Genomic DNA, 25,948 nt, shown 5'->3' on the forward strand with positions numbered 1-25,948 from the left:
ATCCTGTCACTGATGCGCTGGCAGCGGCAGCGTCTCGCCCCCTGAGCCTGGCCTGCCCCTTCAGAAGTCCCAGTTCGCCAGGGGCGCTACCGGGGACATCATCGCCACGGCGAGCTCGCGCGCCTGTCCGGCGGTGTGCTCCTGCACCAGCCCGGCGGCCGTGAGCGCCTCAAGGCTCGTGCCGCCCAGGTACACGGTCGAGAGGTGACGGGCGCCCATCGTAAGATCCGGCTTCGCACCTTCGGCGCGGGTGACGACTGCGTTCCCGTCGGTCACCACGATGCGCCAGAGCCCCGTGTTCTCGGGCACGTGCTTGTCGTGCAGGTCGAACACCACGTCGCAGTCGTGGAAGTACTCCCGGCTCTCGAGCGCCTTCTTCACGTCCAGCACGCGCACCCACAGGTTGTCGATCACCTTGGAGCGCGCACCGCGCGCGTCCTTCAGCTGGTAGAGCAGCGGGTCGTCGGTCGCGAGGTTCTCCGTGTACGTGGTGCCCACCAGGTCGAAGTCGGTGAGCGTCTCCCAGAGCTTGCGGGACGCGGCCGGCGTCAGCGCGCCGAACTCTCGCACCTGGCAGACGCCGTCATGGATCCCGACGCTTGAATCGGCGCGACGGCGGAAGAACGCGTACGCGACGGGCTCGCCCTGGTCCTCGACGAGCGCCAGACGCCACTTCTCCATGCCCTTGCGGTTGCCGATCGGGTCGGTGAAGCGGGCGTTGCGGCCGGAGCCGACCGGGTTGAGCACGGTGCCGGGGCGCGTGAGCTTGGCCTGGAGCCCCGACACGAGCTCGTCGTGCTCGTCGAAGTCGGCGCGCACCAGGCGCACCGTCAGGTCGTCGGCGCCCTCCACCTGCCACATGGCGGAACCGCGAGGGATCTCGGCCTTCACCGTCTGTGCGCCCATGCCGTAGCCGAAGCGCGAGTAGATGGCCGCCTCCATGGCGTAGAGCGCGCTGACGGCCTCGCCCCGCTCCTTGCAGCGAGAGAAGTGGTCGTGCATCATCGCGGTCATCAGGCCGCGGCGTCGGTGCGCGGGATGCACGCTGAGCCACGACAGTCCGGCAGTGGGAACGCGCCTGCCACCAGGGGTGATCATCTCCGTGCCGAAGCTCGCGTGCACGGCGGCGATCTCGCCCACCTCCCCTCGAGAGGGGTCGGTGACCTCGAGCGCACGGGCGCGCTCGACGGGGAGCGCGTCCACGTAGTCCTGACGGTCCTCGAGGAGCCACTCGCCGACGAAGGCCCACTGGACCACCTCGAAGAGTTCGTCCAGGCGGGCCTCGGGAACTGAGATGGGCTGGTATCCGGCTGACTTCTTCATGGGACCAGGGTCCCAGTTATCGGTGGACAAGTGAAATGGCGCGGCGTTTCGGACAGGTGGGAATAGGCTCCGCGCGGGTGGTCGGACGAGGGCTTCGCGCAGCGTCGTCCCTGGTCAGAAGGCGAGATTGCAGCCAGGAGCCTGGTCGCTCACCAAGGCACGCGAAGCGCGAAGAACTTGCCCGGCCGACGACTCCTCGACCCGCCCACCGTCGGCAAGCGAGGTCAGGCTGCGGCCGCCCAGGATCGCCTCGCCGAGTGCCGAGATGTCGAGCCGAATGTCATAGGGTGCATCAGTGCGCTCTACTGTTGGCGTGTAGTCAGCGTTTGCTCGCAGATGCCAGCGTCCCGCATTCGTCGGGATGAGTGCATCAGTGACCTCTATCACCGCGTCGATCGGCGCGGAGTAGGTGCGGGCGCCGAGTGCGGCCTCCACGTCGAGGATTCTCAGCCAGAGTCCGTCGCGGTGCTTCACTCCTGCGGCGCGGACGTCGGGCAGCAGCCCCGGCAGCACGTCGTCGCCTCCGAGCGCGACCTGACACGATGTCATGAGGTCCAGGTTCGTGACCGCGCTGAACAGCCTGTGCGTCGCGGCAGCATCCACCGCGCCCCACGGTTGCACGACCACCTCCCCGGCGGCGCCGGTGTCCTTCCAGTGGAGGGTCCGGCGGAACACCGCATAGGCGGCGGGGCCGTCGGCGTCCTCGACTATGGCGATCCGCGCGGGCTCGGCTCCCGAGAACTGGCCGAGGGGATCGGAGAAGACCTCCTCGATCACGGTGTCTCCCACGGAGACCGGGGTTCCGGGCCGAGACATCCGTGCCTGCACTGCCCGGATCACGGCGCCATGCACGTGCCGATCAGCCGTCTCCAGGCGCACCGAGAGCCCCTCCGAGCCTGGCACCTCGCGCAAACGCGGCGACCGCCTCAGGTCTGCCGACCGTTGCACCGTGGCGCACGAGTAGCCGAAGCGCGTGTAGATCACCGGCTCCGAGGCGAAGAGCACCGAGAACGCCTCACCGCGGGCGCGGGCTCGCGCGAAGTGGTCGCGGAGCATCGCCGAGAGGATCCCGCGGCGCCGATGGTTCGGGTGGACATTCACCCACGTGAGCCCCGCGGCGGGCAAAGCACCGCCGCCCGGCGTGCGCAGCTCCATCGGATGGGAGGAGCGCACCCCTGCGAGCTCGCCGACCCGCCCACGGGAGGCGTCGGTCACCTCGATGCCACGTGCGCGGTGCCACGGGAACATGCGGCGGAAGTCCTCGCGTCCGTCGGCGTCGACCCGCTGCGCGAAACCCCACGAGAAGACGGAGATCATCTCGTCGGCGCGTGACTCGTCGAACGAGACGACGCTGTAGCCCTCCGGGGAAGTCATGGGCTCATCCTCGCAAGAGGGGAGGAGGCCAGGGCGGAACGACTGGCCGTGTGGCGGGACTCAGTCCTCGAAGGCCTCGATGCGGTCCGCGAGACGGGCGTACTCCACCTTGAGGCAACGGTTCTGGATCACCGTGGCGCCTGCAAGCCGCGCGCGCTCGGCCGACTCGGCGTTGCGCACGCCCAGCTGCATCCACACCACGGGGGCGCCCACTTCGATCGCGTCGTCCACCACCGGTGGCACGTGCTCGGAACGACGGAAGACGTCGACGATGTCCACGTCCACCGGGATGTCCTCGAGCGCTGCGTAGAACGCGTGCCCACGGATCTCCGTGTCGCCGGCCACCGGGTTCACGAGGTAGACCTCGTAGTCGGTGTGCTCCATCAGCCAGACGGCGATGCGGTGGCTCGTGCGCGTCGGATCGGGGGAGGCGCCCACCACAGCGACGGTCCGGGCACGGGCGAGCAGCTCGACGAGCGACTCGTCGGCGGGCGCATCCGAGCCCTGAGGAAGCGGGCAGGCGGCTTCGATCGTCATGCGGGCGGAACCCTTTCGTCGCGCGGAACATTCCTTGCGCCATATAAGAACACGAGGCGGCATGCCGTGGCGAGGACCTTCGGCCAGTTCATGGAATTACCGGCGGGCTCATCCGGTTGCCACTAGAGACAGGGGGAGACTCCTCCTGTGATCGTGAAGGAGGTAGGAACATGGCGTCGACCACGCCCGTGAAGACCACCGAGAGCAGCCCGAGCATCGGCATCCGTCCTGAGGACCTGCGGGCGATCAACCAGGGCCTCACCCAGGTCCTGTCTGACACGTTCACGCTGTACGTCAAGACGCAGGGCTACCACTGGAACGTCACCGGGCCCCACTTCAGGTCGCTGCACCTCATGTTCGAGGAGCAGTACCAGGACCTCAACGCTGCAGCCGACGACCTCGCGGAGCGCATGCGTGCGCTCGGGTCCGGCGCACCGGGGTCGTTCACCGAGTTCATGGACCATGCGACGATCGCGGACAACGAGCCGCAGACCGACGCGATGGCGATGGTGACGACCCTCGCCGCCGACCACGAGACCGTGGCGCGTCTGGTGCGCCCGCTCGTCGACGTCGCGGAGGATGCCGGCGACGGCGCCACCGCGGACCTGTTGAACGCCCGTCTGGCCGCGCATGAGCAGGCGGCCTGGATGCTGAGGTCGTTCGCAGCCTAGGGACAGCTCCCGCGGCCACGGTGCCGCCAAGGGAAAAGCAACGGGCCCCCGCTTTCGCGGGGGCCCGTTCTCCTTAGCGCGGCTGAGGGGTTCGCGCCAGGTCTGGCGTCGTGTCCCGGACGGTGCCGCACCGGCACAGGGAAGTGGATCCCCCTTGTCGATGCGCTCTCGTCAGGAGCGACTGAAATCAGCATAAGACATAGTTGGCACTATGTGCACAGTGTTGTGAATAGTGCCACATCCGCCGCACGAGGGACGCTCGTCGCGTCGTTCTCGGCGCCGTCGAGCATGCGGTCTCGAGTCAGATGTAGTACATCGCAGGCTCGTGCACAGCCTGCTCATGCTCGTGCACGTGGGAGTCGCCCTCGTCGACGCATGAGGCGGCCGTGTGCACCTCGGTCGGCTTCGGGTTCTCCCGCACCTTGGCGGGGATGCCGACGGCGGTCGCGCCGTTCGGCACGTCCTTGACCACCACCGCATTCGCGCCGATGCGCGAGTCCGAGCCGACGTACACGGGGCCCAGGATCCGGGCCCCCGCGCCGATGACCACGCGGTCACCCACGGTCGGGTGGCGCTTGCCGTGGCTCATGGACGTGCCGCCCAGGTTGATGTTGTTGAACATCAGCACGTCGTCGCCGACCACGGCGGTCTCGCCGATGACGACGCCCATGCCGTGGTCGATGAAGACGCGCCGACCGAGCTGCGCGCCGGGGTGGATCTCGATGCCCGTCCACCGGCGGGCGAACTGGGACAGCAGACGCGCCGCGGAGCGGTGTCCGCGCAGCCACCACCGGTGCGCGATCCGGTGGTACCAGACCGCGTGAACGCCCTGGTAGGACACCCAGATGACGAACGACGACGGCGCGGCGGGATCGCGATCCTTCGCAGCGCGTACGTCCTCTGCCATGAGGGCGAACCCTCTCGGCCTCTCCGTCATCTGGGTGCTCCTTCCGGGGGTGGTGCAAGCAGGGTGGTGGTCAGTCCATCAGGTCCGAGTAGAGGACCGAGGACAGGTAGCGCTCACCGAACGACGGGATGATCGCGACGATCGTCTTGCCCGCGTTCTCAGGGCGCTTGCCGATCTCGATGGCCGCGTGGAGCGCGGCGCCCGAGGAGATGCCGACGAGCAGGCCGTCCTGGCGCGCAGCGGCACGCGCGGTCGCGATCGCGGTCTCCGCGTCGACGTCGAAGACCTCGTCGTAGATCTCGGTGTTGAGGATCGGCGGCACGAAGTTGGGGCCGATGCCCTGGATCTTGTGCGGGCCCGCCTGGCCGCCGTTGAGGATCGGCGACTCGGCCGGCTCGACCGCGACCATCTGGACCGACGGCTTCTTGGCCTTGAGCACCTCGCCGACGCCGGTGATGGTGCCACCGGTGCCGATTCCGGCGACGACGATGTCGACCTCGCCGTCCGTGTCGGCCCAGATCTCCTCAGCCGTGGTCTTGCGGTGGATCTCCGGGTTCGCCTCGTTCGCGAACTGCTTGGCGAGCACCGCGCCCGGGCGCTCCTCGATGATCTTGTCCGCAGCGTTCAGCGCACCCTGCATGCCCTCGGAACCCGGGGTCAGGATCAGCTCGGCGCCGAACGCACGCAGCAGCGCGCGGCGCTCCTTGGACATCGTCTCGGGCATCGCGATCACGACGTTGTAGCCGCGGGCCGCGCCGACCATCGCGAGCGCGATGCCGGTGTTGCCAGAGGTGGCCTCGACGAGCGTGCCGCCCGGCTTGAGCTCGCCGGACGCCTCGGCGGCGTCGACGATCGCGACGCCCAGGCGGTCCTTGACGGAGTTCGCGGGGTTGTAGAACTCGAGCTTGCCGAGGATCGTCGCGTCGACGCCCTCAGCGAGCTTGTTGACCCGCACAAGCGGGGTGTTGCCGATGAGCTTGGTCGCGTCGTCGTAGATGCGTGCCATGGGTATGTGTTCCTCACTGCAGTGGTTTTCCGGGGTGGGTAACGCTGATGCGTCGGTGCGGCATTCCTCAGGATGGCAGGGAAGCCGGGGGCGAGCACTGGCGGCGGCGCAGGTGACCCTCATGGAGGGTGCGGGGCGTTCGCCAGCGCTCTACAGACAGCAGCTGGCGCACGGCATGCAGCACATGCCGAGAGCACGGGGCGCGAGGGCAGGAGCGGACGTCGTCATGACGCTGCTCGCTCGGCTCATCTCGCGTGTCCTCCCTGTGCGATGGGGCAAGGCTAGCGTCCCGGACGTGCGGCGGGCAACAGGACGCTGTGCGGGGGCGCTCGCGTCGCCGCGTAGGCTGGTGCGGTCCATCAGTGAGGAAGGAACGTCAGTGGCAGCCGTCGCATACATCGAGGAGCACACCGCCGAGGCCGTGGTGCGCGCAGGCGCGCTCGAGCTCTGGAACCTGCTCCACGACCCCGTCGCGCTCGCGGAGGCCCGCGACGACATCACCGGGATCGAGGTCCTCGAGGGCGAGCCCGGCGAGGTCGGCTGCAGGACGCGCACCATGCTGAAGGTCGGACGCACCGACCTGATGCTGACCGAGGAGATCGTCAAGGCGGAGCGCCCGCGGCTGCTCGTGAAGGAGGCGCTGAACCCGCGCGTGAAGTCGGTCTCCACGTGGGAGATCGAGGAGGCCGACGGCGGCTGCAAGGTGACCGCCACATCGTACCTCGAGGCGCAGCTGGGCGCGCTCCAGCGGTTCCTGGTGAAGCAGCAGAGCCAGCGGCGTGAGCGTGAGGCGATCGATGCCCTGCGCGACCAGTGCGAGCAGCTGTCCGCCTACTTCGAGAAGCGTCGCGAGAACCTCGGCTTCGACATCTGACCCGGCTGTCCCGGCAGCCCCGGCTGTCCGCCGAGGCCAGCGGCCACTGCGTTGCGGGTCGCTCAGCGTCGCTTTCGCCCGCTCCCACTGCGTTGCGGGTCACTCAGCGCCGCTTTCGCCCGCTCCCACTGCGTTCCGGGTCGCTCAGCGCCATAATCCCCTCAGGCGCCCTACCCGGAACGGCGCCGGGGGAGCGCTGCCATGGAGTGGCTGACATTCAGTGGGATCAGCTGGTGGGGAGTGCTCGTCGCATTCCTCGCCTCGTTCGTCTTCGGGTGGATCTGGTACTCGCCCTTCGCCTTCTTCCCGGTGTGGAGTCGGCTCGGCAAGCTCGACGAGGAGAAGCTGCAGAACGCCAACATGGCGCCCGTCTTCGGCCAGATGATGGTGGGCAACCTGCTCGGCATCGTCGCGCTCGCGATGTTGATGGCGGGGCTCGGCGCGTCGGGCGTCGTCGCGGGCATGACGCTCGGCCTCGTGGTGGGCATCGCCTTCCGGACGGGCGCGCACCTGGTGCACAACGGCTTCGCGCAACGCCCGGGTGGGCTGACGCTGATCGATTCGGCTCATGACACGCTCGCGCTCGTCATCGCGGGAGCGGCGCTGGGCCTGTTCATGTGATCGGTGCGCCGGTCGCCCAGAGGAATGGCCGACGCCGGAGCGCGCGTTGACGGTTCCATGACTGTGAACATCGACTCTGCACAGACCCTCGGGTCGCTCGACCTCACCGGCGCACCGCTCTCGCTCGGTGGCAACGTCTTCGGATGGACTGCTGGCCGCGACGACTCCTTCGCGGTGCTCGACGGCTTCGTCGACGGCGGAGGTCGGCTCGTGGACACGGCCGACGCGTACTCGGCCTGGGTGCCCGGGCACGCCGGCGGTGAGTCGGAGGAGATGATCGGTCAGTGGCTCGCGGCGGGTGGCCGACGCGACGAGGTGCTGATCGCCACGAAGGTCTCGCAGCACCCCGAGTTCCAGGGCCTCTCGGGCGCGAACGTGCGGGCTGCGGCCGAGGCCTCGCTCACTCGTCTCGGCACCGACCGCATCGACCTGTACTACGCCCACTTCGACCACGACGACCCGATCGAGGAGACGGCCGCCGCGTTCTCCGCGCTCGTGGACGACGGCCTGGTCCGCGAGATCGCCATCTCCAACTTCTCGCCCGAGCGGATCGATGCGTGGTTCGCCGCGGCCGACGCCGAGGGCCTTCACAAGCCTGTCGCGCTTCAGCCGCACTACAACCTGATGGAGCGCGCGTTCGAGGGCGAGCTCCGCGCGGCCGCCGAGCGCCACGGCATGGGCGTGCTCCCGTACTGGGGGCTCGCGAAGGGGTTCCTCACAGGCAAGTACCGGGACGCCGACCACGACATCGACAGCCCCCGTGCGGGCCAGGCCGCCGAGTATCTGGACGATCGTGGACGACGAGTCCTTGCGGCGCTGGACCGCATCGCGATCGAGCATGAGGTCGAGGTGGCCGCCGTCGCGCTCGCGTGGCTGAAGGCGCAGCCCACGGTGGTCGCCCCCATCGCGTCCGCTCGCAACGCCGCGCAGCTCGAGACCCTGCTCGCCTCGATGCGACTCGAGCTGAACAAGGCCGACCTGCTTGCGCTGCACGAGGCGTCCCTGTGACGCGAGCCGCCTGAGACGACGAGGGCCCCGACACCTTCCGGTGCCGGGGCCCTCGTGCTCAGCGAGCGGGTGACGGGAATCGAACCCGCACCATCAGTTTGGAAGACTGAGGCTCTACCATTGAGCTACACCCGCAATGCTCTGACGTGGTCGGCTCGTGTCCGTCCACGACGTCAGCGCGTACTAGAGTAGCCGAGCCTGGCGGGTGTCGGGTACCGCGCCACGCGCGGACGGGGTGTAGCGCAGCTTGGTAGCGCATCTGCTTTGGGAGCAGAGGGTCGCAGGTTCAAATCCTGTCACCCCGACGGATGAGAGGAGTTCCGCGTGTTCGCGGGGCTCCTCTCGTGCGTTCTGATGTGGTGGTCAGGATTTGGGAGGAGCAGCCCCGGTGGGGCTGCGACGGCTCCTGTCACCCTGACTGGGGTGAGGAGCGCCGCGCGTGCGCGAGCGTTCCGAACGGAGGGAGGGGTCGCAGCGGCGTAGCCGCGAGCACCCCGACGGATGAGAGGAGTTCCGCGTGTTCGCGGGGCTCCTCTCGTGCGTTCAGGCCTGCTTCTCGAGGTGCGCGGTGAGCGAGGCGAGGTTGGTCTCGATGCTCTGTTGCACGTCGTCGGCGATGGCGGTGGCGTACTCGTCTCGGCGGGGTCCGTCGATGAGGCCGGTGATGATCAGTCGGCTGCCGTCCCCGTCGGGCTGGGCTTCGTGGCGGATCCGGAGGGTGGCGCCGTCGAGTGCGGTGTCGTCGGCGAACACGCGCCCGTCGATGATCTCGGTGACGGTGAAGGGGGCGGGGTCTCCGCCTTTGGCTTTGAGCCAGCCGGTGGCGCCGAGCGCGAAGGGCTCGTCGAGCCGCGCGTACTCCATGGTGACGGCCCATTCGTGGTGGGTGTCGATGTCGGCCCACCGCCTGTAGAACGCTTCGGGTGGGGCGCTGGAGCGGCCTTCGGTCCGTGCGATCTCGATCATGGGTTCACGCTACTGGGGGACGGGCCCGTGCTGCACGGCGCGAAGCAGCTCATGTTCGGTGGCGTCGCGGTCGGCGCCCATGCTGATGGCGCGCGCGGCGGCGCTCATCATGCCTGCGATGAGGTGCACGGCGAGCTCGGGTTGAGGGGCGCCGCATTCTCGGACTGCCTTGATGAGAGGTGCGGTCTGGGCATGGTGGAGGGCGTCGATCCGCTGCTGTGTCTCGGCGGGGAGGGTGGAGGGGTCCACGGAGTCGAACATCCGGTGCGAGGGACCCGTGGCGAGGTCGAGGCTGATCCTCAGGTAGGTGTCGATCCGGTCGCGGGGCGAGTCCTGGTGTGCGAGCGCTTCTTCGATGGTGGCGTTTGCGGTGACGAAGGCGTCCTCGACGATGGCGGCGACGAGCGCGGAGGTGGAGGGGAAGTACTGGTAGACGCTCGAGCGTGCGATTCCGGCCTGCTCGCCTACGGCTTTGGGGGTGACGGCGTCGATGCCGTGCTCGGCGAGCAGGGTGCGCCCGGCGGAGAGGAGGGCTGCGCGTCGGAGCGCGTGATGCTCGGCGACTGTGGCCGCTTCGATGCGTGGCATGGCTCGGCTCCCTCCGACGTTGCTTGCCGACACCTGTGTCGATAACATGCCGACATGAATGTCGATAAGGCTACCGCGGGCCTCCCGGAGGCCAACTCCCGTCGTCGTTGGTGGGCGCTCGCCGCCGTCGCGCTGGGCGTCTCGCTGATCATCATGGACGCGACGGTGGTCAACGTCGCCCTTCCAGTGGTGATCGAGGACATCGGCCTCACTGCGACCCAGGCCGAGTGGATGAACGCCGTCTACTCCCTGATGCTCGCGGCGCTGCTGCTCACCACCGGGCGCGCGGGAGACCTCTGGGGTCGACGGCGGCTTCTGCTGGTCGGCATGGTCGTGTTCATCCTCGCGAGCGTCGCGGCCGGGTCTGTCGACAGCGGCATCGCTCTCATCGCCGCGCGGCTGGTGCAGGGCGTCGGCGCCGCGATGATCCTCCCCGCCACGCTCTCCACCGTCAACGCGATCTTCTCCGGCCGTGAACGTGCCATCGCCTTCGCCGTGTGGGGCTCCACGATCGGGGGAATGGCTGCGGTCGGACCGCTCGTGGGCGGGTGGCTCACGACCGACGTGACGTGGCGGTGGGCCTTCTGGCTGAACATCCCCGTCGGCCTCGTGGTCCTCGCGCTGGTGCTGTGGGCTGTGCCCGAGACCCGTGACCCCGGAGAGCATCGCTCGCTCGACCTTCGCGGCGCCGCGCTCTCGACGCTGGGGATGGGCGCCATCGTCTTCGCACTCATCGAAGGCGGCCAGTACGGCTGGTGGCTTCAGGACTCCGGCGCGCTCTCGCCCGTCCCGGTCGCGATGGCGATCGGAATCCTCCTGATGGTGGTGTTCGTGCTGGATCAGCTGCGCCGACGCCGTGCAGGCGACTCGGTGCTCGTGGACCTCACGCTGCTGCGCCTGCGCTCCTTCCGCTACGGCTCGATCGCGGCGCTCGTGGTCGCGCTCGGCGAGTTCGGACTGCTCTTCACCCTCCCGCTGCTGCTGCAGAACGCGCTCGGCTACTCGGCGCTCGGCACAGGATGGCTCGTGCTGTTCCTCGCGATCGGCACCTTCCTCATCTCGGGAGCGACCCCGCAGCTCACGGCGCGCTTCGGCGCTCGCGCTGTGGTGCGCATCGGCCTGGCATGCGAGGCGATCGCCATCGGAGGGCTCGCGATCACGCTGTCGGCCTCGATCAGCGGCACCGCGATCGCGGCGTGGCTCTTCCTCTACGGCGCCGGTGTCGGGATGGCGACGGCGCAGCTCACCAACGTGATCCTGACCGACGTGCCGGTCGCCGAGTCCGGGCAGGCCTCGGGTCTTCAGAGCACCTTCCGTCAGCTCGGGTCCGCACTCGGCGTCGCGGTGCTCGGCACGCTCCTCGTCGTCAGCCTCGGGACCTCGACGGACTCTCACCTGGCGGACGCGGGCGTCCCTGCCGACGCGCGGACGCCGATCGTGGAGACGGTGAGGCATTCGGCGGGCGCCGCGATCCCCTCGCTTCAGGCCGACCCGAGCACGGAGATCGCGGGCGACGCGGCCGCCGATGCGATGATCACGGCCTCCCGGATCACCACCGGTGTGGCCGCGGGCATCATCCTCGTGGGACTGGCCGCCACCCTCGCACTCCCGGCGCCCGCCAGGCGGGACGAGGAGGACGGTGAGCGCGCCGATGCCGCGTCGACGGAGGCCGACGCCTGACCAGCGCCTGACCTCCGTCGAGTGCGGTCAGGGGACGATGTGCCCTGCCGCGCGGAACATCTCGTACCACTCTGCGCGGGACAGGTGGATGTCGGCGCCCTTCGCTGCGGCCTCGACGCGGGCGGGCGTCGTCGTCCCCAACACCACCTGCATGTGCGCGGGGTGACGGGTGAGCCACGCCACGGCGATCGCCTCGGCGGGCACCTCGTACTTCCAGGCGAGCCGGTCGATCACGGCGTTGAGCTCGGCGTAGTTCGGGTTGCCCAGGTAGGGGCCGTCGAAGAAGCGTGACTGGAAGGGCGACCAGGCCTGCAGTGTGATGTCGTGCAGGCGGCAGTAGTCGACCATCCCGTTGTCGCGGTCGATCGACTGGTCCTCGTCGCCCATGTTCGCGGCGAGGCCGCTCGCGATCGTGGGCGCATGCGTGACGGACAGCTGGATCTGGTTCGCCACGAGCGGCTGCTTCACCGAGCGGCGGAGCAGCTCGATCTGGCCGGGAGTGTGGTTGGAGACTCCGAAGTGCTTCACCTTGCCTGCCTTGTGCAGGTCGTCGAAGGCGCGCGCGACCTCGTCGGGCTCGACCAGCGCGTCGGGCCGGTGGAGCAGGAGGATGTCCAGGTAGTCGGTGCCGAGCGCCTCGAGCGAGCCTTCGGCCTGCTGCACGATGTGCTCGTAGGAGAAGTCGAAGTAAGGGCCGTCCTTGACGATGCCGCACTTGGTCTGGATGGTGAGGCGCTCGCGCTCCGATGACGTGAGCTGCATCGCCTCGGCGAAGCGGCGCTCGCACCCGTGCACGGAGGAGCCGTAGATGTCGGCGTGATCCAGGAAGTCGATGCCGGCGTCGAGTCCGGTGCGAACGAGCGTCCGGACCTCCTCGTCGGACTTGTCCTGGATGCGCATGAGGCCCAGGACGACCGCGGGGGCCGTGATCTCGGTGCCGGGCAGGGTGAATGTCTTCATCGACGTTCCTTCCGAAGGATCGGTGCTTCCCTCCTCACCCTAGGCCCGGAGGGGAGTGCTGGCGGACATGTGTCTAGACGAGCAGGGTGACGAGCACGCCGGTGGCGGCCAGACCGACCAGGCCGAGCGGCACGCCGGTCCTGACCATGTCCATGGTGGTGACCTTGCCGGTGGAGTAGGCGAGCGAGTTCGGGGGAGTGCTCACGGGCAGCGCCATGGCGAGAGAGCAGGCGAACGTGGTCATGAGCAGCGCGGGAAGGGCGCCGCCGACCTCCTGGAGCGCGGGCAGCTCCGCGCCCATCGCGGCGACGAGGGGGAGGAGCAGGGCAGCAGTGGCGGTGTTGGAGATGACGGTGCTCATGACCCACGCGACCAGCCCGACTGCGACGACGACGGCGAGGCCCGACATGGACTCGAACGGCACCATGTCGACGAGCGCTGCGCTGAGGCCCGTGTCGAACATCGCGTTGCCGAGCACCACGCCGCCCGCGACGAGCCACAGCACCTCCCAGTTGAGCTCGCGCAGGTCCACCGCGGTCATCACCCCGGTCAGGAGGAGGACGGCGATCGGCAGGATCGCGACGACGGACGCGGTGACTCCGTGCCAGCCGCTCGTCAGCCAGAGCAGCACGGTGAGGGCGAAGGTCGCGTAGACCACGTAGGCGCGGGGCGAGCGCCTCCATTCGGTGTCGATTCGCAGCGCCACGTGGGTGGTGCCGGAGCGGAAGCGCCAGCCGAGCATGGCCCAGGCGATGCCCAGCATGGCGATCACGAACGGCACCGCGAACAGCATCCAGCCGCCGAAGGTGATCGGGTCCACGCCGACGCGGTTGCCAGGTCCCAGGTAGTTGACGGCGAGGGCGTTGGGCGGTGTGCCGATGGGGGTCCCGATGCCGCCGATGTTCGCGCCGACGGGGATGGCGAGCACGAGCGCGCGGCGGGCGCTGTCCCCGGCGTCCATGCTCGCGATCACGGGGGCGGCGACGGCGAGCATCATGGCGGCTGTCGCGGTGTTGGACATGAACATGGAGAAGAGCGCGGTGATCGCCATGAGGGCGAGCACGACCATGGGGGTGCGGGTGCCGAAGGGCTTGAGGATGATCCGCGCGAGGTTCTTGTCGAGCTGGTACTTGGTGGCGGCCGCCGCGAGGAAGAACCCTCCGAGGAACAGGATGATCACGGGGTCGGCGAAGCCGGCGAGGATGTCGACGTAGCTGAGCACGGTGCCCTCGCCGTCGGCGACGGCCCACCAATGCGGCGTCTCGTCGGAGATGAGCATGAGCTGGCCGGCGATCACGGCGATCGAGGTGGCGTAGATGGGGAACGGCTCGAGCACCCAGGCGAGCACGGCGAACACGAAGATGGCGAGCAGTCTGTGCTGCGTCTCGTCGAGCCCTCCAGCGGCGGGGAGCAGCAGGATGGCGAGGGGGACGAGCGCGACCACGAGCACGCGCCAGGACGCGAACGGGTGGCGGCGTCGGCCCATGGTGGCCCCCTTCGTCGTCTCCCCCCTCCAGGTGTAGCGGATGGCCGGTCGGCTCGCATGTCGGGCCTGGTGCGGACCCGATTGCACGATTGGCTATTGACAATAGCCAAAAGGCTACGCAGGATAGCCGTATGAACGCAGGCGCCATCCCCGGAACCGTCCAGCACCTTGCCCGCCCTGAGGGGCGGATCGCCTACGACCGCATCGGCGAAGGCCCGCTCATGATCCTCGCGCCCGGCATGGGCGACCTCAGGCAGGCCTATCGGCTCGTCGCTCCCGCCCTCGCAGAGGCCGGCTGGACCGTCGTCACGACCGACCTGCGCGGCCACGGCGACAGCGACACAGGCTTCAGCGAGTACGGCGACGAGCCCACCGCTGACGACCTGGTCGCGCTCATCGAGCACCTCGGCGGCCCCGCGCTTGTCGTCGGCAACTCGATGTCCGCTGGCTCGGCCGTGATCGCGGCCGCCCGCAGGCCCGACCTCGTCTCCGGACTCGCCCTCCTCGGACCCTTCGTGCGCGACGGCGCCGTCAACCCCATGATGCGCGCCCTCATGCGCGTCATGCTCGCGCCGCCGTGGATCGCCGCCGTCTGGAAGGCCTACATGCCCAGCCTCTACGCGGGCGCCCGGCCGACGGACTTCGACGCCTACCGCGACACCGTTGCCGCCTCGCTCCGCAGGCCCGGATACCGTGCCGCCTTCAGCGCCACCTCGCGCACCAGCCATGCGCCTGCCGAGGCTGCGCTGCCGAAGGTTCAGGCGCCCACGCTCGTCATCATGGGGGAGCAGGACCCTGACTTCCCCGACGTTCGCGCGGAGGCCGAGTGGATCGCCTCCCAGGTCGGCGGGAAGACTGCCATGATCGCCGACGCCGGCCACTACCCTCAGTCCCAGCAGCCCGTCGCGACGCTTGCCGCGCTGCTGCCGTTCGCGGAGAAGGTGCGAGGCGATGCCGAGAGCAGGGCTTGACCGCGAGGCCGTGGTCCGCGAGGCCGTCGACGCGGTCGACGAGCTCGGAGCCGACGGGCTCACGCTCGCCCTTCTCGCGTCCCGCCTCGGAGTCAAGGCGCCTTCGCTGTACAAGCACGTGGAGGGGCTCGATCACCTGCGAGCCTCCGTCGGCGTCGCCTCCAAGCGGGAGCTCGCCACCCACCTGGAACGCGCCACCGTCGGGCACGCCGGCGCCGACGCGATCCGCGCGCTCGCGGACGCCTACCGCGCATGGGCCAAGGACCATCCCGGCCGCTACCCGATGACGGTGGTCGCACCCGCGGCAGACGACGCGGCGGACGTCGCCGAGTCGGAGCGCCTCTATCGCGTGGTCGCCGGTGCGTTGAGGGCCCTGCGGCTGGAGGAGGACGCTGAGGTCGACGCGATCCGTGCCCTGCGCGCGTGCCTGCACGGCTTCATCGGACTCGAGACGGCGGGCGGCTTCGGGCTGCCTGACGACGTCAATCGCAGTTACGCCCTGCTGGTCGACGATGCCATCGCCTCGCTCGAGCGCAGGGCGGCGAATGCAGCGACGCCCGCCGGCTGAGAGCCGACGGGCGTCTGCGTGAGTGCCGAACGGGGCTAGCTGATCGCCTCGGTCGCGGCGCGCTCGATCGCGAGCCCGGCGCGGTACTGCGCGAGCCACGCGTCGTACCCGGCCACGTCGTCGGCCGTGGGGGAGACGGTGTCGAGCGTCGCGTCGGCGAAGACCGCGTCGTTCAGGTAGTCGCCCAGGCTCGCGTCCGTGCCCTTGCGGAGGTACTCGGCCAGCACGGCGATGCCCCACGCGCCGCCCTCCGAGGCAGTGTCGCCCACCGAGACGGGGGCGTCGATCGCCGCGGCCAGCAGTCGCTGCGCCACGCCAGCGGTGCGGAACATGCCGCCGTGGGCGAACATCGAGTCGAGCTTCACGCCCTCGTCGTGCAGCACCTTCATGCCGATGCTGAGCGTGCCGAACGCCCCGTAGAGCTGGGTGCGCATGAAGTTCGCGAGCGTGAGGCGCGAGCCGGGCGTGCGGACGAACAGGGGGCGGCCCTCGGCCATGCCGGTGATCGGCTCGCCGGACAGGTAGTTGTAGGCCAGCAGCCCGCCGCCGTCGGCCTCCCCCTCGAGCGCGGCCGTGAAGAGCGTCTCGAACACGGCGTCGGCGCCGCCCTCGACCCCCATGGCGGTGGCGAACTCGGTGAATACGCCGGCCCAGGTGCCCAGCTCGCTCGCGCCGTTGTTGCAGTGGACCATCGCCACCAGGTCGCCTCCCGGCGTGGTGACGATGTCGAGCTCCTCGTGCACCGAGTCAAGCGGCTCCTCCAGCACGACCATCGCGAAGATCGACGTGCCCGCGGAGATGTTGCCCGTGCGCGGGGCGACCGCGTTCGTGGCGACCATGCCCGTGCCGGCGTCGCCCTCGGGCGGCGCCACCGGAGCGCCCGCCTTGAGCTCGCCCGTCGGGTCGAGCAGCGCCGCGCCCTCCTCGGTCAGCGTTCCGGCATCCTGGCCGGCCACGAGCACCTCAGGCAGAAGAGCGGTGACGTCGAGGCCGGGCTTGCCCTCCGCCGCCAGCTCCTTGAAGCGGGCCAGCATCGCGGCGTCGTAGTCGTGCGTGGCAGGGTCGATCGGGAACATGCCCGAGGCGTCGCCCACTCCCAGCACCTTGCGGCCCGTGAGCTTCCAGTGGACGTAGCCCGCGAGCGTCGTGATGAAGTCGAGCTCGGCGACGTGCGGCTCCTCATCGATGATCGCCTGGTAGACGTGCGACGCGGACCAGCGCAGCGGGAAGTTGAACCCGAGCTCCTCGGTGAGCTTCGCGGCAGCCGCCTCGGTGTTGGTGTTGCGCCAGGTGCGGAACGGCACCAGCAGCGAGCCCTCGGAGTCGAACGCGAGATAGCCGTGCATCATCGCGGAGAAGCCCAGTGCTCCGACGCTCGTCAGCGCGACGCCGTGCGCCTTCTGCACCTCCGCCTTGAGGTCCGCGATGCTCGCCTGAAGGCCCTCCCAGATCGCCTCCTCGGAGTACGTCCAGAGGCGGTCCACGAACTGGTTCTCCCATGCGTGGCTGCCCGTCGCGAGCACCTCGTGATCCGGGCCGATCAGGCAGGCCTTGATGCGCGTGCTGCCCAGCTCGATTCCCAGCGACGTCTGTCCCGCGGCGATCGCGGCGGCCGCGTCGATTCCCTGCTGCGCCATCGGTGTACCAACTCCCTTGTCAATGCGACCGCGACACTGCGACCGCTCCGATGTGAACGTTCGACATCACTCTAAGGCCTCATGTCCATGAGTGGGGACCCGGAGGTCCCAGGCGAGCACCGTCGCTGGACCTCGCTAGGCGAGCGCTGTCGCCGGACCTCGCTAGGCGAGCGCACCCGCAGTCACCAGTACCACCGCGAGCAGCGGCAGTGTGCCCTGGATCGCGGCAGCGCGCGCGTGCGAGCGCGAGCCGATCACAAGCACCGCCGCGGCGGCGGCCATCGAGCCCACCCCCGCGAGCACCAGCGCGGTGCCCGCCGCGGTGCTCCCCGCGGAGAGAAGGGCGATACCGATCGCCGTGACGAGCGCGAGGAACAGGTTGTAGAAGCCCTGATTGAACGCGAGCACCCGCGTGTGCTCCGCCTCCTCGTCGGAGCGGATCCCGAAGGTGGCGCGCGCTCGCGGCGTCATCCAGGCGATCGACTCCAGGAAGAAGATGTAGACGTGCAGCAGCGCCGCGAGCGCGGCGAGCACGAGTCCGACGGTGGTCATGGGGCTCCTCGGCGGGTCGGGGACCGGGCGGATCCGCCCACCTGCACGGTAGCGGGCGGCTCCGTGCATCGGCAGCACCAGGCCGGATGTGAGGGGTTGTGGGCTCGTCCACAACGGCGGGACGCCGCGCCACCCCCCGGGGTATCTTTCGGCCGTCGGGGCATGTGCGCCCCTGCAGTGAACCGGTTGCCTCCGTGCCCGCGTCGGCCCCGCCCCCGGGTTCGACGCGAGGTCGCGCGGCGCTGAGCTGAGGGAGAACCATCCGCATGTCCGCGTCCCCGACGTTGCGCCGCGCCTTCGCGGCGCGCCTCGCCGCCATCGTCGCGCTCGTCGCGCTCGTCGCGGGAGCGTCGCTCGCACCCGTCCCCGCGCAGGCTGCCGTCAACGCGCCCACGATCGCCGGATCGGGCTCCGAGGTGATGTGCGGCAGCGACCTCGCCAAGGGCGGCGTGACCGCGACCGCCTCCCACGGCGACGCGTGGGCTGCCGTCGACGGCAACGAGTGGAGCCGTTGGGACTCGGGCGTGACAGAGGAGCCGCCCGGATCCGGCAACTGGGTGGGCCGCGACGGCGAGTGGATCAGCGTCGACCTCGGGTCCGAGCGTGCGATCTGCGGCGTGAAGCCCTACTGGGAGGCCGCCTACGCTGCGGACTACGACGTGGAGGCCTCGCTCGACGGCGTCGACTGGACGTTGCTCGCCCAGGTACGCGGAGTCGACTCCGCCGGCGCCGAGCTGACCCGCTTCAGCGCCGTGAACGCGCGCTACCTCCGCCTCACCGCAGTCACCCGCGGCACCCAGTACGGCGTCTCGATCTGGGACATGGAGATCCTTGAGCCGCGACTCGTGGACCGCCCCACCACCTCGCTGCTCGGTGACCGCGTCGTCGTGCTCGACCCCACCATGGACGCCGCCGATATCCAGGCGATCCTCGACGACACCTTCACCAGCCAGGAGACGAACCAGTTCGGCGACGACCGTTGGCAGTTCGTGTTCCTCCCCGGCTCCTACACGGTCGACGCGCGCGTCGGCTTCTACACGTCGCTCGCCGGCGCAGGGCTCGACCCCACCGACGTGTCGATCGTGGGCGGAGACTGGGTGGACGCCGACTGGTTCGACATGAACGGCACCCAGAACTTCTGGCGCTCCGCCGAGAACCTCTCGTGGACCCCGACCGGCGGCACCGGACGCTGGGCGGTCTCCCAGGCGTCGTCCTTCCGTCGCGTGCACGTGGACGGCACGCTTGCACTCGACACCGGGCGCTACGGCTGGATCTCCGGAAGCTTCATCGCCGACACCGAGGTCACCGGCTACGTCACGTCCTACGCGGAGCAGCAGTCCTACACGCGAGACAGCAGCGTCGACGCCTGGGCCGGCGGCATCTGGAACACCGTCAGCTCAGGACTCAAGGGCGACTACGCCACCGGCACGGGACCGGGCGACACCCGCACCACCCTCGCCGCCGCGTCGGCCGCGTGGCCCACGCCTCCCGTGACCGCGCTGCCCACCACCGGGCCCATCGCGGAGAAGCCCTACCTGCACCTCACCGGCGCGGACATCGAAGCCGCTACCGACTGGGCCGTCCGCGTGCCCGACGTGCGAGACGGCACCGCCGGCACCACCTGGGTCTTCGGCAGCACGCCGGGCACCGACATCCCGCTCACCGACTTCTTCATCGCCCAGGAAGGCGCCACCGCCACGCAGATCAACGCTGCGCTCGCGGCCGGCCGCCACGTGCTCTTCGCGCCCGGCATCCACGAGCTCGACCGGACGCTCGAGGTCTCCCAGCCGGGAACGGTCCTCCTGGGGCTCGGCCTCGCCACGCTCGTTCCGACCGGGGGAGGGTCCGCGATCCACGTCGCCGACGTCGACGGCGTCCGCATCGCCGGACTGCTGCTCGACGCCGCACCCACCGGCTCACCCTCACTGCTCACCGTCGGCGACGCCGACGCGCACACCGACCACTCCCCAGACCCGATCGTCCTCAGCGACATCTACCTTCGCGTCGGAGGCGCCGGAGCGGGCATCGTGGACGACGCGCTCGTCATCGCCGCGAACGACACCATCGTCGATCACGTGTGGGCCTGGCGCGCCGACCACGGCACCGGCGTCGGCTGGACCGTCAACACCGCCGAGCATGGCCTGGTGGTCGACGGCGACGACGTCTCGATCTACGGCCTCTTCGTGGAGCACTTCCAGGGCTACAACGTGCTCTGGAACGGCGACGGTGGACGCACAGTGTTCTTCCAGAACGAGCTCCCGTACGACGTCCCCGACCAGGAGACCTGGCAGAACGGCAACAGACGGGGGTACGCCGCCTACAAGGTCGCGACGGACGTGACCACGCACGAGGCATGGGGCCTCGGCTCCTACAGCAACTTCACCGAGGACACGGAGGAGGACGAGATCACGGTCGACAACGCCTTCGAGGTGCCGCAGGTGGCAGGCGTCGCCATGCACCGCATGCTCACCGTCTCGCTCGGAGGAGAAGGCATCTTCGAGCACGTGATCAACGGCGTGGGCGACCGGCAGTTCTCCTCCGACACCGTCCCCACCTACCTCGAGGCCTATCCCACGGGTCCCGACGACCCGATCTTCACGCCCGTCGACCCTGCACCCGAGGCGCCCACGCCGGCCTCCGCCCCTGCGGCCCCGGCGTCGATCTCCGCGCCGTCGCTCGACCCGCACAGCGCGCCGGTGCCCGCAGGTGGCCGGATCGCGGTCTCCGGCGACGGATTCACGCCGGGGGAGGACGTCGTCGTCACCATCGACTCCAAGCCGGCCATCCTCGCCAGGGTCGTCGCGGGGCCCGACGGCGCCTTCCACGCCGACGTCCCCGTGCCCGACGATCTCTCCACCGGCGAGCACGTGCTGACTGCCACCGGAGTGCTCTCGGGACGCGCCGCGTCGCTCACGATCCAGGTGCAGGGCCTGCTCGCCGCGACCGGGGCGGGAGAGTTCGCTGCGACGACCGCGGCCGCGCTCGCGCTGCTCGCTGCCGGGCTCGGGCTGCTCGCCGCACGGCGACGCCTGGGCCGCTGAGCCGAACGCAGCCCGTCACAGCCCGTCGCAGCCCCAAGGTCCCGTGGGGGCGACCCGCAGCGCCTGCAAGTATGGAGCGATGAGCCTCACACCGCTCCGCCGCGCCGTCCTCGCAGTCGCCCTCATCAACCTGGGCTACGCGATCATCGAGTTCACGGTCGCCAGGCTCATCGGCTCCGTCTCGCTCATGGCCGACTCGATCGACTTCCTCGAGGACGCGATCCTCAACCTCCTGATCTTCTTCGCGGCCGCCTGGTCGCTCCAACGGCGCGCCAGGATCGGGCATGTGCTCGCGCTCGTCATCCTCGTGCCCGCCGCCGCGACGGTGGTCACCGCGGTCGTCAAGATCCTGGACCCCACCCGACCCGACACGATCCCCCTCACGGTCACCGCCCTTGGCGCGCTGCTGGCGAACCTCGTCGCCGCCTCGATACTCGTCCGGCACCGTCACCAGGGTGGCTCGCTCGCGCGTGCCGCCTGGCTCTCCGCCCGCAACGACGCGCTCGCCAACGTCGCCGTGATCGCAGCCGCGCTCGTCGCCCTGGCGTGGGTCTCGGGCTGGCCCGACATCATCGTCGGCCTGGGCATCGGCCTGCTCAACGCCGACGCCGGCGTGAAGGTGTGGCGCGCCGCCTCCGCCGAGCGCCTTGAAGCGAGGAAGGCCGAGGCCTGACGCCAGCCCGTCCGCCCACCGCGAACCCGGCCCCTCCGATTGGGGTCGAGCGCCCATCCCTTATAGGATGTTGTGGTTGCCCGCGCGCGGGCCTACCCGGCACCCGGGCCAAATCCCACCCAATCAGGAGTTTTTCTGTGACCAGCGCCCTCGAGAAGATCGACGACACGACCGTCAAGCTGACGGTCACCCTGACCGAGGAGGACCTCAAGCCCTCGCTCGACCACGCCTACAAGCACGTGGGCGAGCAGGTGACCATCCCCGGCTTCCGCAAGGGCAAGGTCCCGCCGCGCATCCTCGAGCAGCGCGTCGGCAAGGGCGCCATCATCGAGCACGCCGTCAACGACGGCCTGCCCGGCTGGTACTCCGCCGCGGTCGAGGAGCAGGGCATCCGCCCCTTCGGCCAGCCCGAGGTCGAGGTCACCAAGATCCCCGGCGCCGTCGAGGGCGACGAGGGCCTTGAGTTCACCGCCACCGTGGAGATCCGCCCCGAGGTCGACATCCCCGCCGCGGACACCCTGACCATCACCGTCGAGCCCATCGAGGTCTCCGACGAGGACGTCCAGGAGCGTCTCGACAACCTGCGCGAGCGCTTCGGCTCGCTCAAGACCGTCGACCGTCCCGCCGCCGACCGCGACTTCGTCACCATCGACCTCGCCGCCGTGGTCGACGGCAACGACGTCGACTCCGTGCAGGGCACCTCGTACCAGATCGGCGAGGGCAACATGCTCGAGGGCCTCGACGAGGCCATCACCGGCCTGTCCGCCGACGAGGAGACCACCTACGAGGGTCCGCTCGCCGCAGGCGACTTCGCCGGCCAGACCGCCACCATCACCGTCAAGGTCACCGCCGTCAAGGAGCGCGAGCTCCCCGAGGCCGACGACGACTTCGCTCAGCTCGCCTCCGAGTTCGACACCATCGAGGAGCTCAAGGCGGACCTGGTCGAGCAGACCAAGCGCATCAAGACCAACAACCAGGCCATGGAGGCCCGCGAGAAGCTGCTCGAGGCCCTCACCGAGGCCGTCGGCGAGTTCCCGCTCCCGCAGAAGGTCATCGAGGCCGAGGTGCACCAGCACCTCGAGAACGAGAACCGCCTCGAGGACGACGAGCACCGCGCCGAGGTCACCACCGAGGCCCACACCGCGCTGCGCACCCAGATCCTCCTCGACACCCTCGCGGACGACCTGGACATCCAGGTCGAGCAGCAGGAGCTGCTCGACTACCTGCTGAACGCCTCGCGTCAGTACGGCATGGACCCGGGCCAGTTCATCCAGCAGATCGAGCAGGCCGGCCAGATCCCCGCGATCGTCGCCGAGGTCGCGCGCTCCAAGGCCACCGCCTACGCGCTGCGCCGCGCCACCGTCGTCGACACCGCCGGTGCCGCCGTGGACCTGTCCGCTGTGATCGGCTCGCTCGAGGACGAGAACAAGGACGACTCGGAGATCAACGCCGAGGCCGCCGCCGCGATGGTCGCCGAGGCCGCCGGCGAGACCGCCGACGAGAAGTAACTCCTCATACGACGAAGGCCCCCGACCTCCACATGGAGGTCGGGGGCCTTTCTCGTGCCGTCGTGTGCGCGGTGGCGCGGGCTCCGGCCCGTGCCGTGCTTCGTGCCGCCGTGCGCGCCGTCAGGCTCTGAGCAGGATCATCGTGAGCGGGACGTACGCCGCGAGCCCGATCGCGGAGATCGCCAGCGCCGCGATCGCTGCGCCGCGCGAGTCAGCATGACCCGCCTTCGCCGCGCGCAGACCGACGACCGCCATGACGATCGCCGCGACGTGCACCAGGACCGAGACGTAGGGCAGGAAGAGCCCGCCGATCGACATCCACAGCGCCGCACGGTTCATCCCGGTACGGTCCGCCTTGCGGGCGGCCGCATGGCCCTCCTCTTCCGGCGCGTTGGCGGCCTGCCACGGCCCCATTCCGAACGGTCCGCGCTGATTGCGCTCGAACTGCAGGTGCTCTTCCACCGTCGTGCTCCTTGTCCGGACGCCCCCTGCGTCCCACCCGTCCGACGCTAGCCGACGGGCTGTGCCACCGCGTCAGCCGCGCGGAGGACAGCCCTGCGGCACGCATCCGCCAGCCGGATGGTCGTGCGCGCGGACGATTCTCGGTCGAACCGGGCAGGCTCGCCGAGGACCGTCTCAGAGCGCCCCGGCCTATGCCGCCATCCCGTAGGTGGTCTCGGCCGTGCACCAGTCCGCCGGGTTGCTGCCGCCGCACTCGTTCGCGATCCAGCCGATGAAGACGAAGAAGGCGATCGTCGCCAGGATGCCGAGCACCAGCAGCGCGTAGCCGATGATCAGGCCCGCAAGGCCCTGACCCCTGTTGTCGGCCTCGCCGCGCTTCGCGGCGCTCAGGCTCAGATGGCCGAACACGATGCCCGCGATCGCCGTGATGCCCGTCACCAGGCCCAGGAGGGACAGCACCAGCGAGGTGGTGCCCATCCAGTTCTTCTCACGTCCAGCGATGGGGCCGGCGGGCGCCGCATAGGGCTGTGCCGGGTAAGGCTGGGCGTACGGCTGCTGAGGCTGGCCCTGCGGCGGCTGCTGCGCGTACTGCTGCTGCGCATACTGCGGCTGGCCCGGCTGGGCGTACTGCTGTTGCGCGTAGGGCTGACCATACGGCTGTCCAGGCGCGGCGTATGGCTGCTGCGGCTGCTGCGGCGGCGTCGGCTCACCTGGCTGCCCCTGAGCCGGCTGCTCAGGCTGCGGCGGGGGAGCGGGCGCGTCCTCCGGTCGCTGCTGGAACGGGTCCTCGGGCGTCGAGCTCATGATGTCCTCCTCTGTCGAGACGTCCTCTGCTCTCGACGCTACCCACGCCACCCCGCGCCTGCATCGTCCTCCCGCCCGATCTGCGCGGCCCCGTCGTCAGGGAACGCCCCGACAGGGTTCCCCGACCGTCGGCAGACCCCTCCCGCCACAGCCGTCCTCCCAGGGAAGCGCGCCACAACGTCGGCCACTGCGTCGGGCCCGTGAGGCGTTCACCCCGTAGCGAAACGGCGTGATTTTCGGCATGAGGTGCCCCTCCGCGCCGTTAGGTTTGACGCAAGACGCGAGAAGGAAGGACCAGCGTGAACGAGATCACGGCACGCTCCGAAGGCACGGGGATGGCGCTCAACGACTCCATCTTCAACCGCCTGCTGCGAGAGCGGATCATCTGGCTGGGCGACGAGGTTCGCGATGACAACGCGAACGCCATCTGCGCCCAGATGATGCTCCTCGCGGCCGAGGACCCGGACAAGGACATCTACCTGTACATCAACAGCCCCGGCGGCTCCATCACCGCGGGCATGGCGATCTACGACACCATGCAGTACATCAAGCCCGACGTGGCGACCGTCGCCATGGGCATGGCCGCGTCCATGGGACAGTTCCTGCTGTCCTCCGGCGCGCCCGGCAAGCGATACGCGACGCCCCACGCCCGCGTCATGATGCACCAGCCCTCGGGTGGCATCTACGGCACGGCCACGGACATCCGCATCAACGCCGAGCTGATCATGCACATGAAGAAGACGCTCGCCTCGCTGACCGCCGAGCAGACCGGCAAGACGCTCGAGCAGATCAACAAGGACGCGGACCGCGACCGCTGGTTCACCGCCGACGAGGCGCTGGAGTACGGCTTCGTGGACAAGGTCATCAAGCACGCCGCTGAGGCGGGCGACAAGTCGCAGGGAGGCAAGGCGTGAGCAGCTCCGAGTACCAGGCCATCCAGGCCGCGGCACGCACCGCGGGAACCCTCGGCGGAGCCGCGGGCTTCGGAGGCGCGGCACCCGCCGGCCCCGACTCGCGCTACATCCTGCCCCAGTTCGAGGAGCGCACGGCCTACGGCTTCAAGCGACAGGACCCGTACGCGAAGCTGTTCGAGGACCGCATCGTGTTCCTCGGCGTCCAGATCGACGACGCGTCCGCTGACGACGTCATGGCGCAGCTCCTCGTGCTCGAGTCCCAGGACCCCGACCGCGACATCAAGATCTACATCAACTCGCCCGGTGGCTCGCAGACCGCGCTCACCGCGATCTACGACACCATGCAGTACGTGAAGCCGCACATCCAGACGGTGTGCCTCGGCCAGGCGGCCTCCGCCGCCGCGGTGCTGCTCGCAGCCGGACAGCCCGGACAGCGCCTCGCGCTGCCCAACGCTCGCGTGATGATCCACCAGCCGCGCATCGAGGGCGGCTCCCGTGCGCAGGCCTCGGACATCGAGATCTACGCCGAGGAGATCCTCCGCATGCGTGAGTGGCTCGAGAACACGCTCGCCCTCCACTCGGGTCAGACCCCCGAGAAGGTGCGCGAGGACATCGAGCGCGACACGTTCCTCTCGGCCGCGGAGGCCAAGGAGTACGGGCTCGTCGACGAGGTGCTGGAGTCGCGCAAGTCACAGGCGCTTGCAGCCAAGGCCTGACTGCCGATAATTCGGTAGAAGAGGGGGACCCCAGGGTGACAACTCTGGGGTCCCTTTCGTCCTTGCCGAAGCGTCGTCCCCACGGCGGCGCGTCGATCGGG

25 protein-coding genes and 2 tRNA genes are annotated in these 25,948 nt (G+C 69.7%); 13 read left to right on the forward strand and 14 right to left on the reverse strand.

Features of this window, described 5'->3' with window-relative positions; translation table 11 throughout:
• Positions 1 to 60: 60 nt before the first annotated feature.
• The 3 genes from QQX04_RS10330 to QQX04_RS10340 form a co-directional block, all read right to left on the reverse strand.
• Positions 61 to 1,323 carry a GNAT family N-acetyltransferase gene (locus QQX04_RS10330; RefSeq protein WP_301128890.1) on the reverse strand — a complete coding sequence of 421 codons (1,263 nt, stop codon included), beginning with the start codon at positions 1,321 to 1,323 and terminating at the stop codon, positions 61 to 63.
• A 114-nt stretch (positions 1,324 to 1,437) separates the two neighbouring features.
• Positions 1,438 to 2,697 carry a GNAT family N-acetyltransferase gene (locus QQX04_RS10335; RefSeq protein ID WP_301128892.1) on the reverse strand — a complete coding sequence of 420 codons (1,260 nt, stop codon included), beginning with the start codon at positions 2,695 to 2,697 and terminating at the stop codon, positions 1,438 to 1,440.
• Between the two features lie 60 nt (positions 2,698 to 2,757).
• Positions 2,758 to 3,234, reverse strand: coding sequence for a CoA-binding protein (locus QQX04_RS10340; RefSeq protein WP_301128894.1), 477 nt, complete (start codon positions 3,232 to 3,234; stop codon positions 2,758 to 2,760).
• Positions 3,235 to 3,404: 170 nt separating this feature from the next.
• Here QQX04_RS10340 and QQX04_RS10345 point away from each other — a divergent pair, with 170 nt between their 5' ends.
• Complete coding sequence (locus tag QQX04_RS10345; protein WP_301128896.1) at positions 3,405 to 3,905, forward strand: Dps family protein; 501 nt, start codon at positions 3,405 to 3,407, stop codon at positions 3,903 to 3,905.
• A gap of 301 nt (positions 3,906 to 4,206) precedes the next feature.
• Here QQX04_RS10345 and epsC read toward each other — a convergent pair whose 3' ends face one another.
• Positions 4,207 to 4,842, reverse strand: a complete 636-nt coding sequence (gene epsC / locus QQX04_RS10350) for a serine O-acetyltransferase EpsC (RefSeq protein WP_301128898.1) — start codon at positions 4,840 to 4,842, stop codon at positions 4,207 to 4,209.
• Positions 4,843 to 4,882: 40 nt separating this feature from the next.
• Complete coding sequence (gene cysK, locus QQX04_RS10355; RefSeq protein WP_301128900.1) at positions 4,883 to 5,818, reverse strand: cysteine synthase A; 936 nt, start codon at positions 5,816 to 5,818, stop codon at positions 4,883 to 4,885.
• Positions 5,819 to 6,197: 379 nt separating this feature from the next.
• Here cysK and QQX04_RS10360 point away from each other — a divergent pair, with 379 nt between their 5' ends.
• From QQX04_RS10360 to QQX04_RS10370, 3 genes are all read left to right on the forward strand, one after another.
• Positions 6,198 to 6,692 (forward strand): SRPBCC family protein, encoded by a 495-nt coding sequence (locus QQX04_RS10360; protein WP_301128902.1) that lies wholly within the window; start codon positions 6,198 to 6,200, stop codon positions 6,690 to 6,692.
• Between the two features lie 201 nt (positions 6,693 to 6,893).
• Positions 6,894 to 7,313 carry a DUF1761 domain-containing protein gene (locus tag QQX04_RS10365; protein ID WP_301128904.1) on the forward strand — a complete coding sequence of 140 codons (420 nt, stop codon included), beginning with the start codon at positions 6,894 to 6,896 and terminating at the stop codon, positions 7,311 to 7,313.
• Between the two features lie 57 nt (positions 7,314 to 7,370).
• Positions 7,371 to 8,321: an aldo/keto reductase gene (locus tag QQX04_RS10370; protein WP_301128906.1), complete on the forward strand. Its 951-nt coding sequence runs from the start codon at positions 7,371 to 7,373 to the stop codon at positions 8,319 to 8,321.
• Positions 8,322 to 8,385: 64 nt separating this feature from the next.
• On the opposite strand, the gene QQX04_RS10375 is transcribed toward QQX04_RS10370, so the two are convergent.
• Positions 8,386 to 8,456, reverse strand: a tRNA-Gly gene (locus tag QQX04_RS10375).
• 96 nt (positions 8,457 to 8,552) lie between these two features.
• On the opposite strand from QQX04_RS10375, the gene QQX04_RS10380 reads away from it, so the two are divergent.
• Positions 8,553 to 8,626: transfer RNA gene (locus QQX04_RS10380), tRNA-Pro, on the forward strand.
• Positions 8,627 to 8,864: 238 nt separating this feature from the next.
• Here the strand turns inward: QQX04_RS10380 and QQX04_RS10385 are convergent.
• Positions 8,865 to 9,287: an SRPBCC family protein gene (locus tag QQX04_RS10385; protein ID WP_301128907.1), complete on the reverse strand. Its 423-nt coding sequence runs from the start codon at positions 9,285 to 9,287 to the stop codon at positions 8,865 to 8,867.
• 9 nt (positions 9,288 to 9,296) lie between these two features.
• Positions 9,297 to 9,875 carry a TetR/AcrR family transcriptional regulator gene (locus QQX04_RS10390; RefSeq protein ID WP_301128909.1) on the reverse strand — a complete coding sequence of 193 codons (579 nt, stop codon included), beginning with the start codon at positions 9,873 to 9,875 and terminating at the stop codon, positions 9,297 to 9,299.
• A gap of 54 nt (positions 9,876 to 9,929) precedes the next feature.
• On the opposite strand from QQX04_RS10390, the gene QQX04_RS10395 reads away from it, so the two are divergent.
• Positions 9,930 to 11,555 (forward strand): MFS transporter, encoded by a 1,626-nt coding sequence (locus QQX04_RS10395; RefSeq protein ID WP_301128916.1) that lies wholly within the window; start codon positions 9,930 to 9,932, stop codon positions 11,553 to 11,555.
• Positions 11,556 to 11,582: 27 nt separating this feature from the next.
• Here the strand turns inward: QQX04_RS10395 and QQX04_RS10400 are convergent, their stop codons facing one another.
• Together QQX04_RS10400 and QQX04_RS10405 are read right to left on the reverse strand one after the other, a co-directional pair.
• On the reverse strand, positions 11,583 to 12,515 hold the full coding sequence (locus QQX04_RS10400) for an aldo/keto reductase (RefSeq protein WP_301128918.1): 933 nt from the start codon (positions 12,513 to 12,515) through the stop codon (positions 11,583 to 11,585).
• A gap of 73 nt (positions 12,516 to 12,588) precedes the next feature.
• Positions 12,589 to 14,001: an SLC13 family permease gene (locus QQX04_RS10405; RefSeq protein WP_301128919.1), complete on the reverse strand. Its 1,413-nt coding sequence runs from the start codon at positions 13,999 to 14,001 to the stop codon at positions 12,589 to 12,591.
• Between the two features lie 131 nt (positions 14,002 to 14,132).
• Here QQX04_RS10405 and QQX04_RS10410 point away from each other — a divergent pair, with 131 nt between their 5' ends.
• Both QQX04_RS10410 and QQX04_RS10415 read left to right on the forward strand, forming a co-directional pair.
• Positions 14,133 to 14,972: an alpha/beta fold hydrolase gene (locus tag QQX04_RS10410; protein ID WP_301128921.1), complete on the forward strand. Its 840-nt coding sequence runs from the start codon at positions 14,133 to 14,135 to the stop codon at positions 14,970 to 14,972.
• Positions 14,953 to 15,540, forward strand: coding sequence for a TetR/AcrR family transcriptional regulator (locus QQX04_RS10415; protein ID WP_301128923.1), 588 nt, complete (start codon positions 14,953 to 14,955; stop codon positions 15,538 to 15,540). The genes QQX04_RS10410 and QQX04_RS10415 overlap by 20 nt, the downstream gene beginning before the upstream one ends.
• 35 nt (positions 15,541 to 15,575) lie before the next feature.
• Here QQX04_RS10415 and QQX04_RS10420 read toward each other — a convergent pair whose 3' ends face one another.
• Together QQX04_RS10420 and QQX04_RS10425 are read right to left on the reverse strand one after the other, a co-directional pair.
• On the reverse strand, positions 15,576 to 17,177 hold the full coding sequence (locus QQX04_RS10420) for a xylulokinase (RefSeq protein WP_301128925.1): 1,602 nt from the start codon (positions 17,175 to 17,177) through the stop codon (positions 15,576 to 15,578).
• A 162-nt stretch (positions 17,178 to 17,339) separates the two neighbouring features.
• Positions 17,340 to 17,729: a DUF1304 domain-containing protein gene (locus QQX04_RS10425; protein ID WP_301128927.1), complete on the reverse strand. Its 390-nt coding sequence runs from the start codon at positions 17,727 to 17,729 to the stop codon at positions 17,340 to 17,342.
• Positions 17,730 to 17,995: 266 nt separating this feature from the next.
• Between QQX04_RS10425 and QQX04_RS10430 the strand changes: the two genes are divergently transcribed.
• From QQX04_RS10430 to tig, 3 genes are all read left to right on the forward strand, one after another.
• A complete protein-coding gene (locus QQX04_RS10430; protein ID WP_301128929.1) occupies positions 17,996 to 20,770 on the forward strand; it encodes a discoidin domain-containing protein in 2,775 nt (924 codons plus the stop codon).
• Between the two features lie 79 nt (positions 20,771 to 20,849).
• Positions 20,850 to 21,443 (forward strand): cation efflux transmembrane domain-containing protein, encoded by a 594-nt coding sequence (locus QQX04_RS10435; RefSeq protein WP_301128931.1) that lies wholly within the window; start codon positions 20,850 to 20,852, stop codon positions 21,441 to 21,443.
• A gap of 137 nt (positions 21,444 to 21,580) precedes the next feature.
• Positions 21,581 to 22,951 carry a trigger factor gene (gene tig / locus QQX04_RS10440; RefSeq protein WP_301128933.1) on the forward strand — a complete coding sequence of 457 codons (1,371 nt, stop codon included), beginning with the start codon at positions 21,581 to 21,583 and terminating at the stop codon, positions 22,949 to 22,951.
• A gap of 120 nt (positions 22,952 to 23,071) precedes the next feature.
• Here tig and QQX04_RS10445 read toward each other — a convergent pair whose 3' ends face one another.
• A complete protein-coding gene (locus QQX04_RS10445) occupies positions 23,072 to 23,413 on the reverse strand; it encodes a hypothetical protein (protein ID WP_301128935.1) in 342 nt (113 codons plus the stop codon).
• 189 nt (positions 23,414 to 23,602) lie between these two features.
• Positions 23,603 to 24,217: a DUF4190 domain-containing protein gene (locus QQX04_RS10450; RefSeq protein ID WP_301128936.1), complete on the reverse strand. Its 615-nt coding sequence runs from the start codon at positions 24,215 to 24,217 to the stop codon at positions 23,603 to 23,605.
• A 299-nt stretch (positions 24,218 to 24,516) separates the two neighbouring features.
• Here QQX04_RS10450 and QQX04_RS10455 point away from each other — a divergent pair, with 299 nt between their 5' ends.
• Complete coding sequence (locus tag QQX04_RS10455) at positions 24,517 to 25,131, forward strand: ATP-dependent Clp protease proteolytic subunit (protein ID WP_301128938.1); 615 nt, start codon at positions 24,517 to 24,519, stop codon at positions 25,129 to 25,131.
• Positions 25,128 to 25,847 (forward strand): ATP-dependent Clp protease proteolytic subunit, encoded by a 720-nt coding sequence (locus QQX04_RS10460; RefSeq protein ID WP_436968479.1) that lies wholly within the window; start codon positions 25,128 to 25,130, stop codon positions 25,845 to 25,847. The genes QQX04_RS10455 and QQX04_RS10460 overlap by 4 nt, the downstream gene beginning before the upstream one ends.
• Positions 25,848 to 25,948 lie beyond the last annotated feature (101 nt).

Origin of the sequence: Demequina zhanjiangensis (assembly GCF_030418315.1) — a bacterium.
Classification (GTDB): domain Bacteria; phylum Actinomycetota; class Actinomycetes; order Actinomycetales; family Demequinaceae; genus Demequina; species Demequina zhanjiangensis.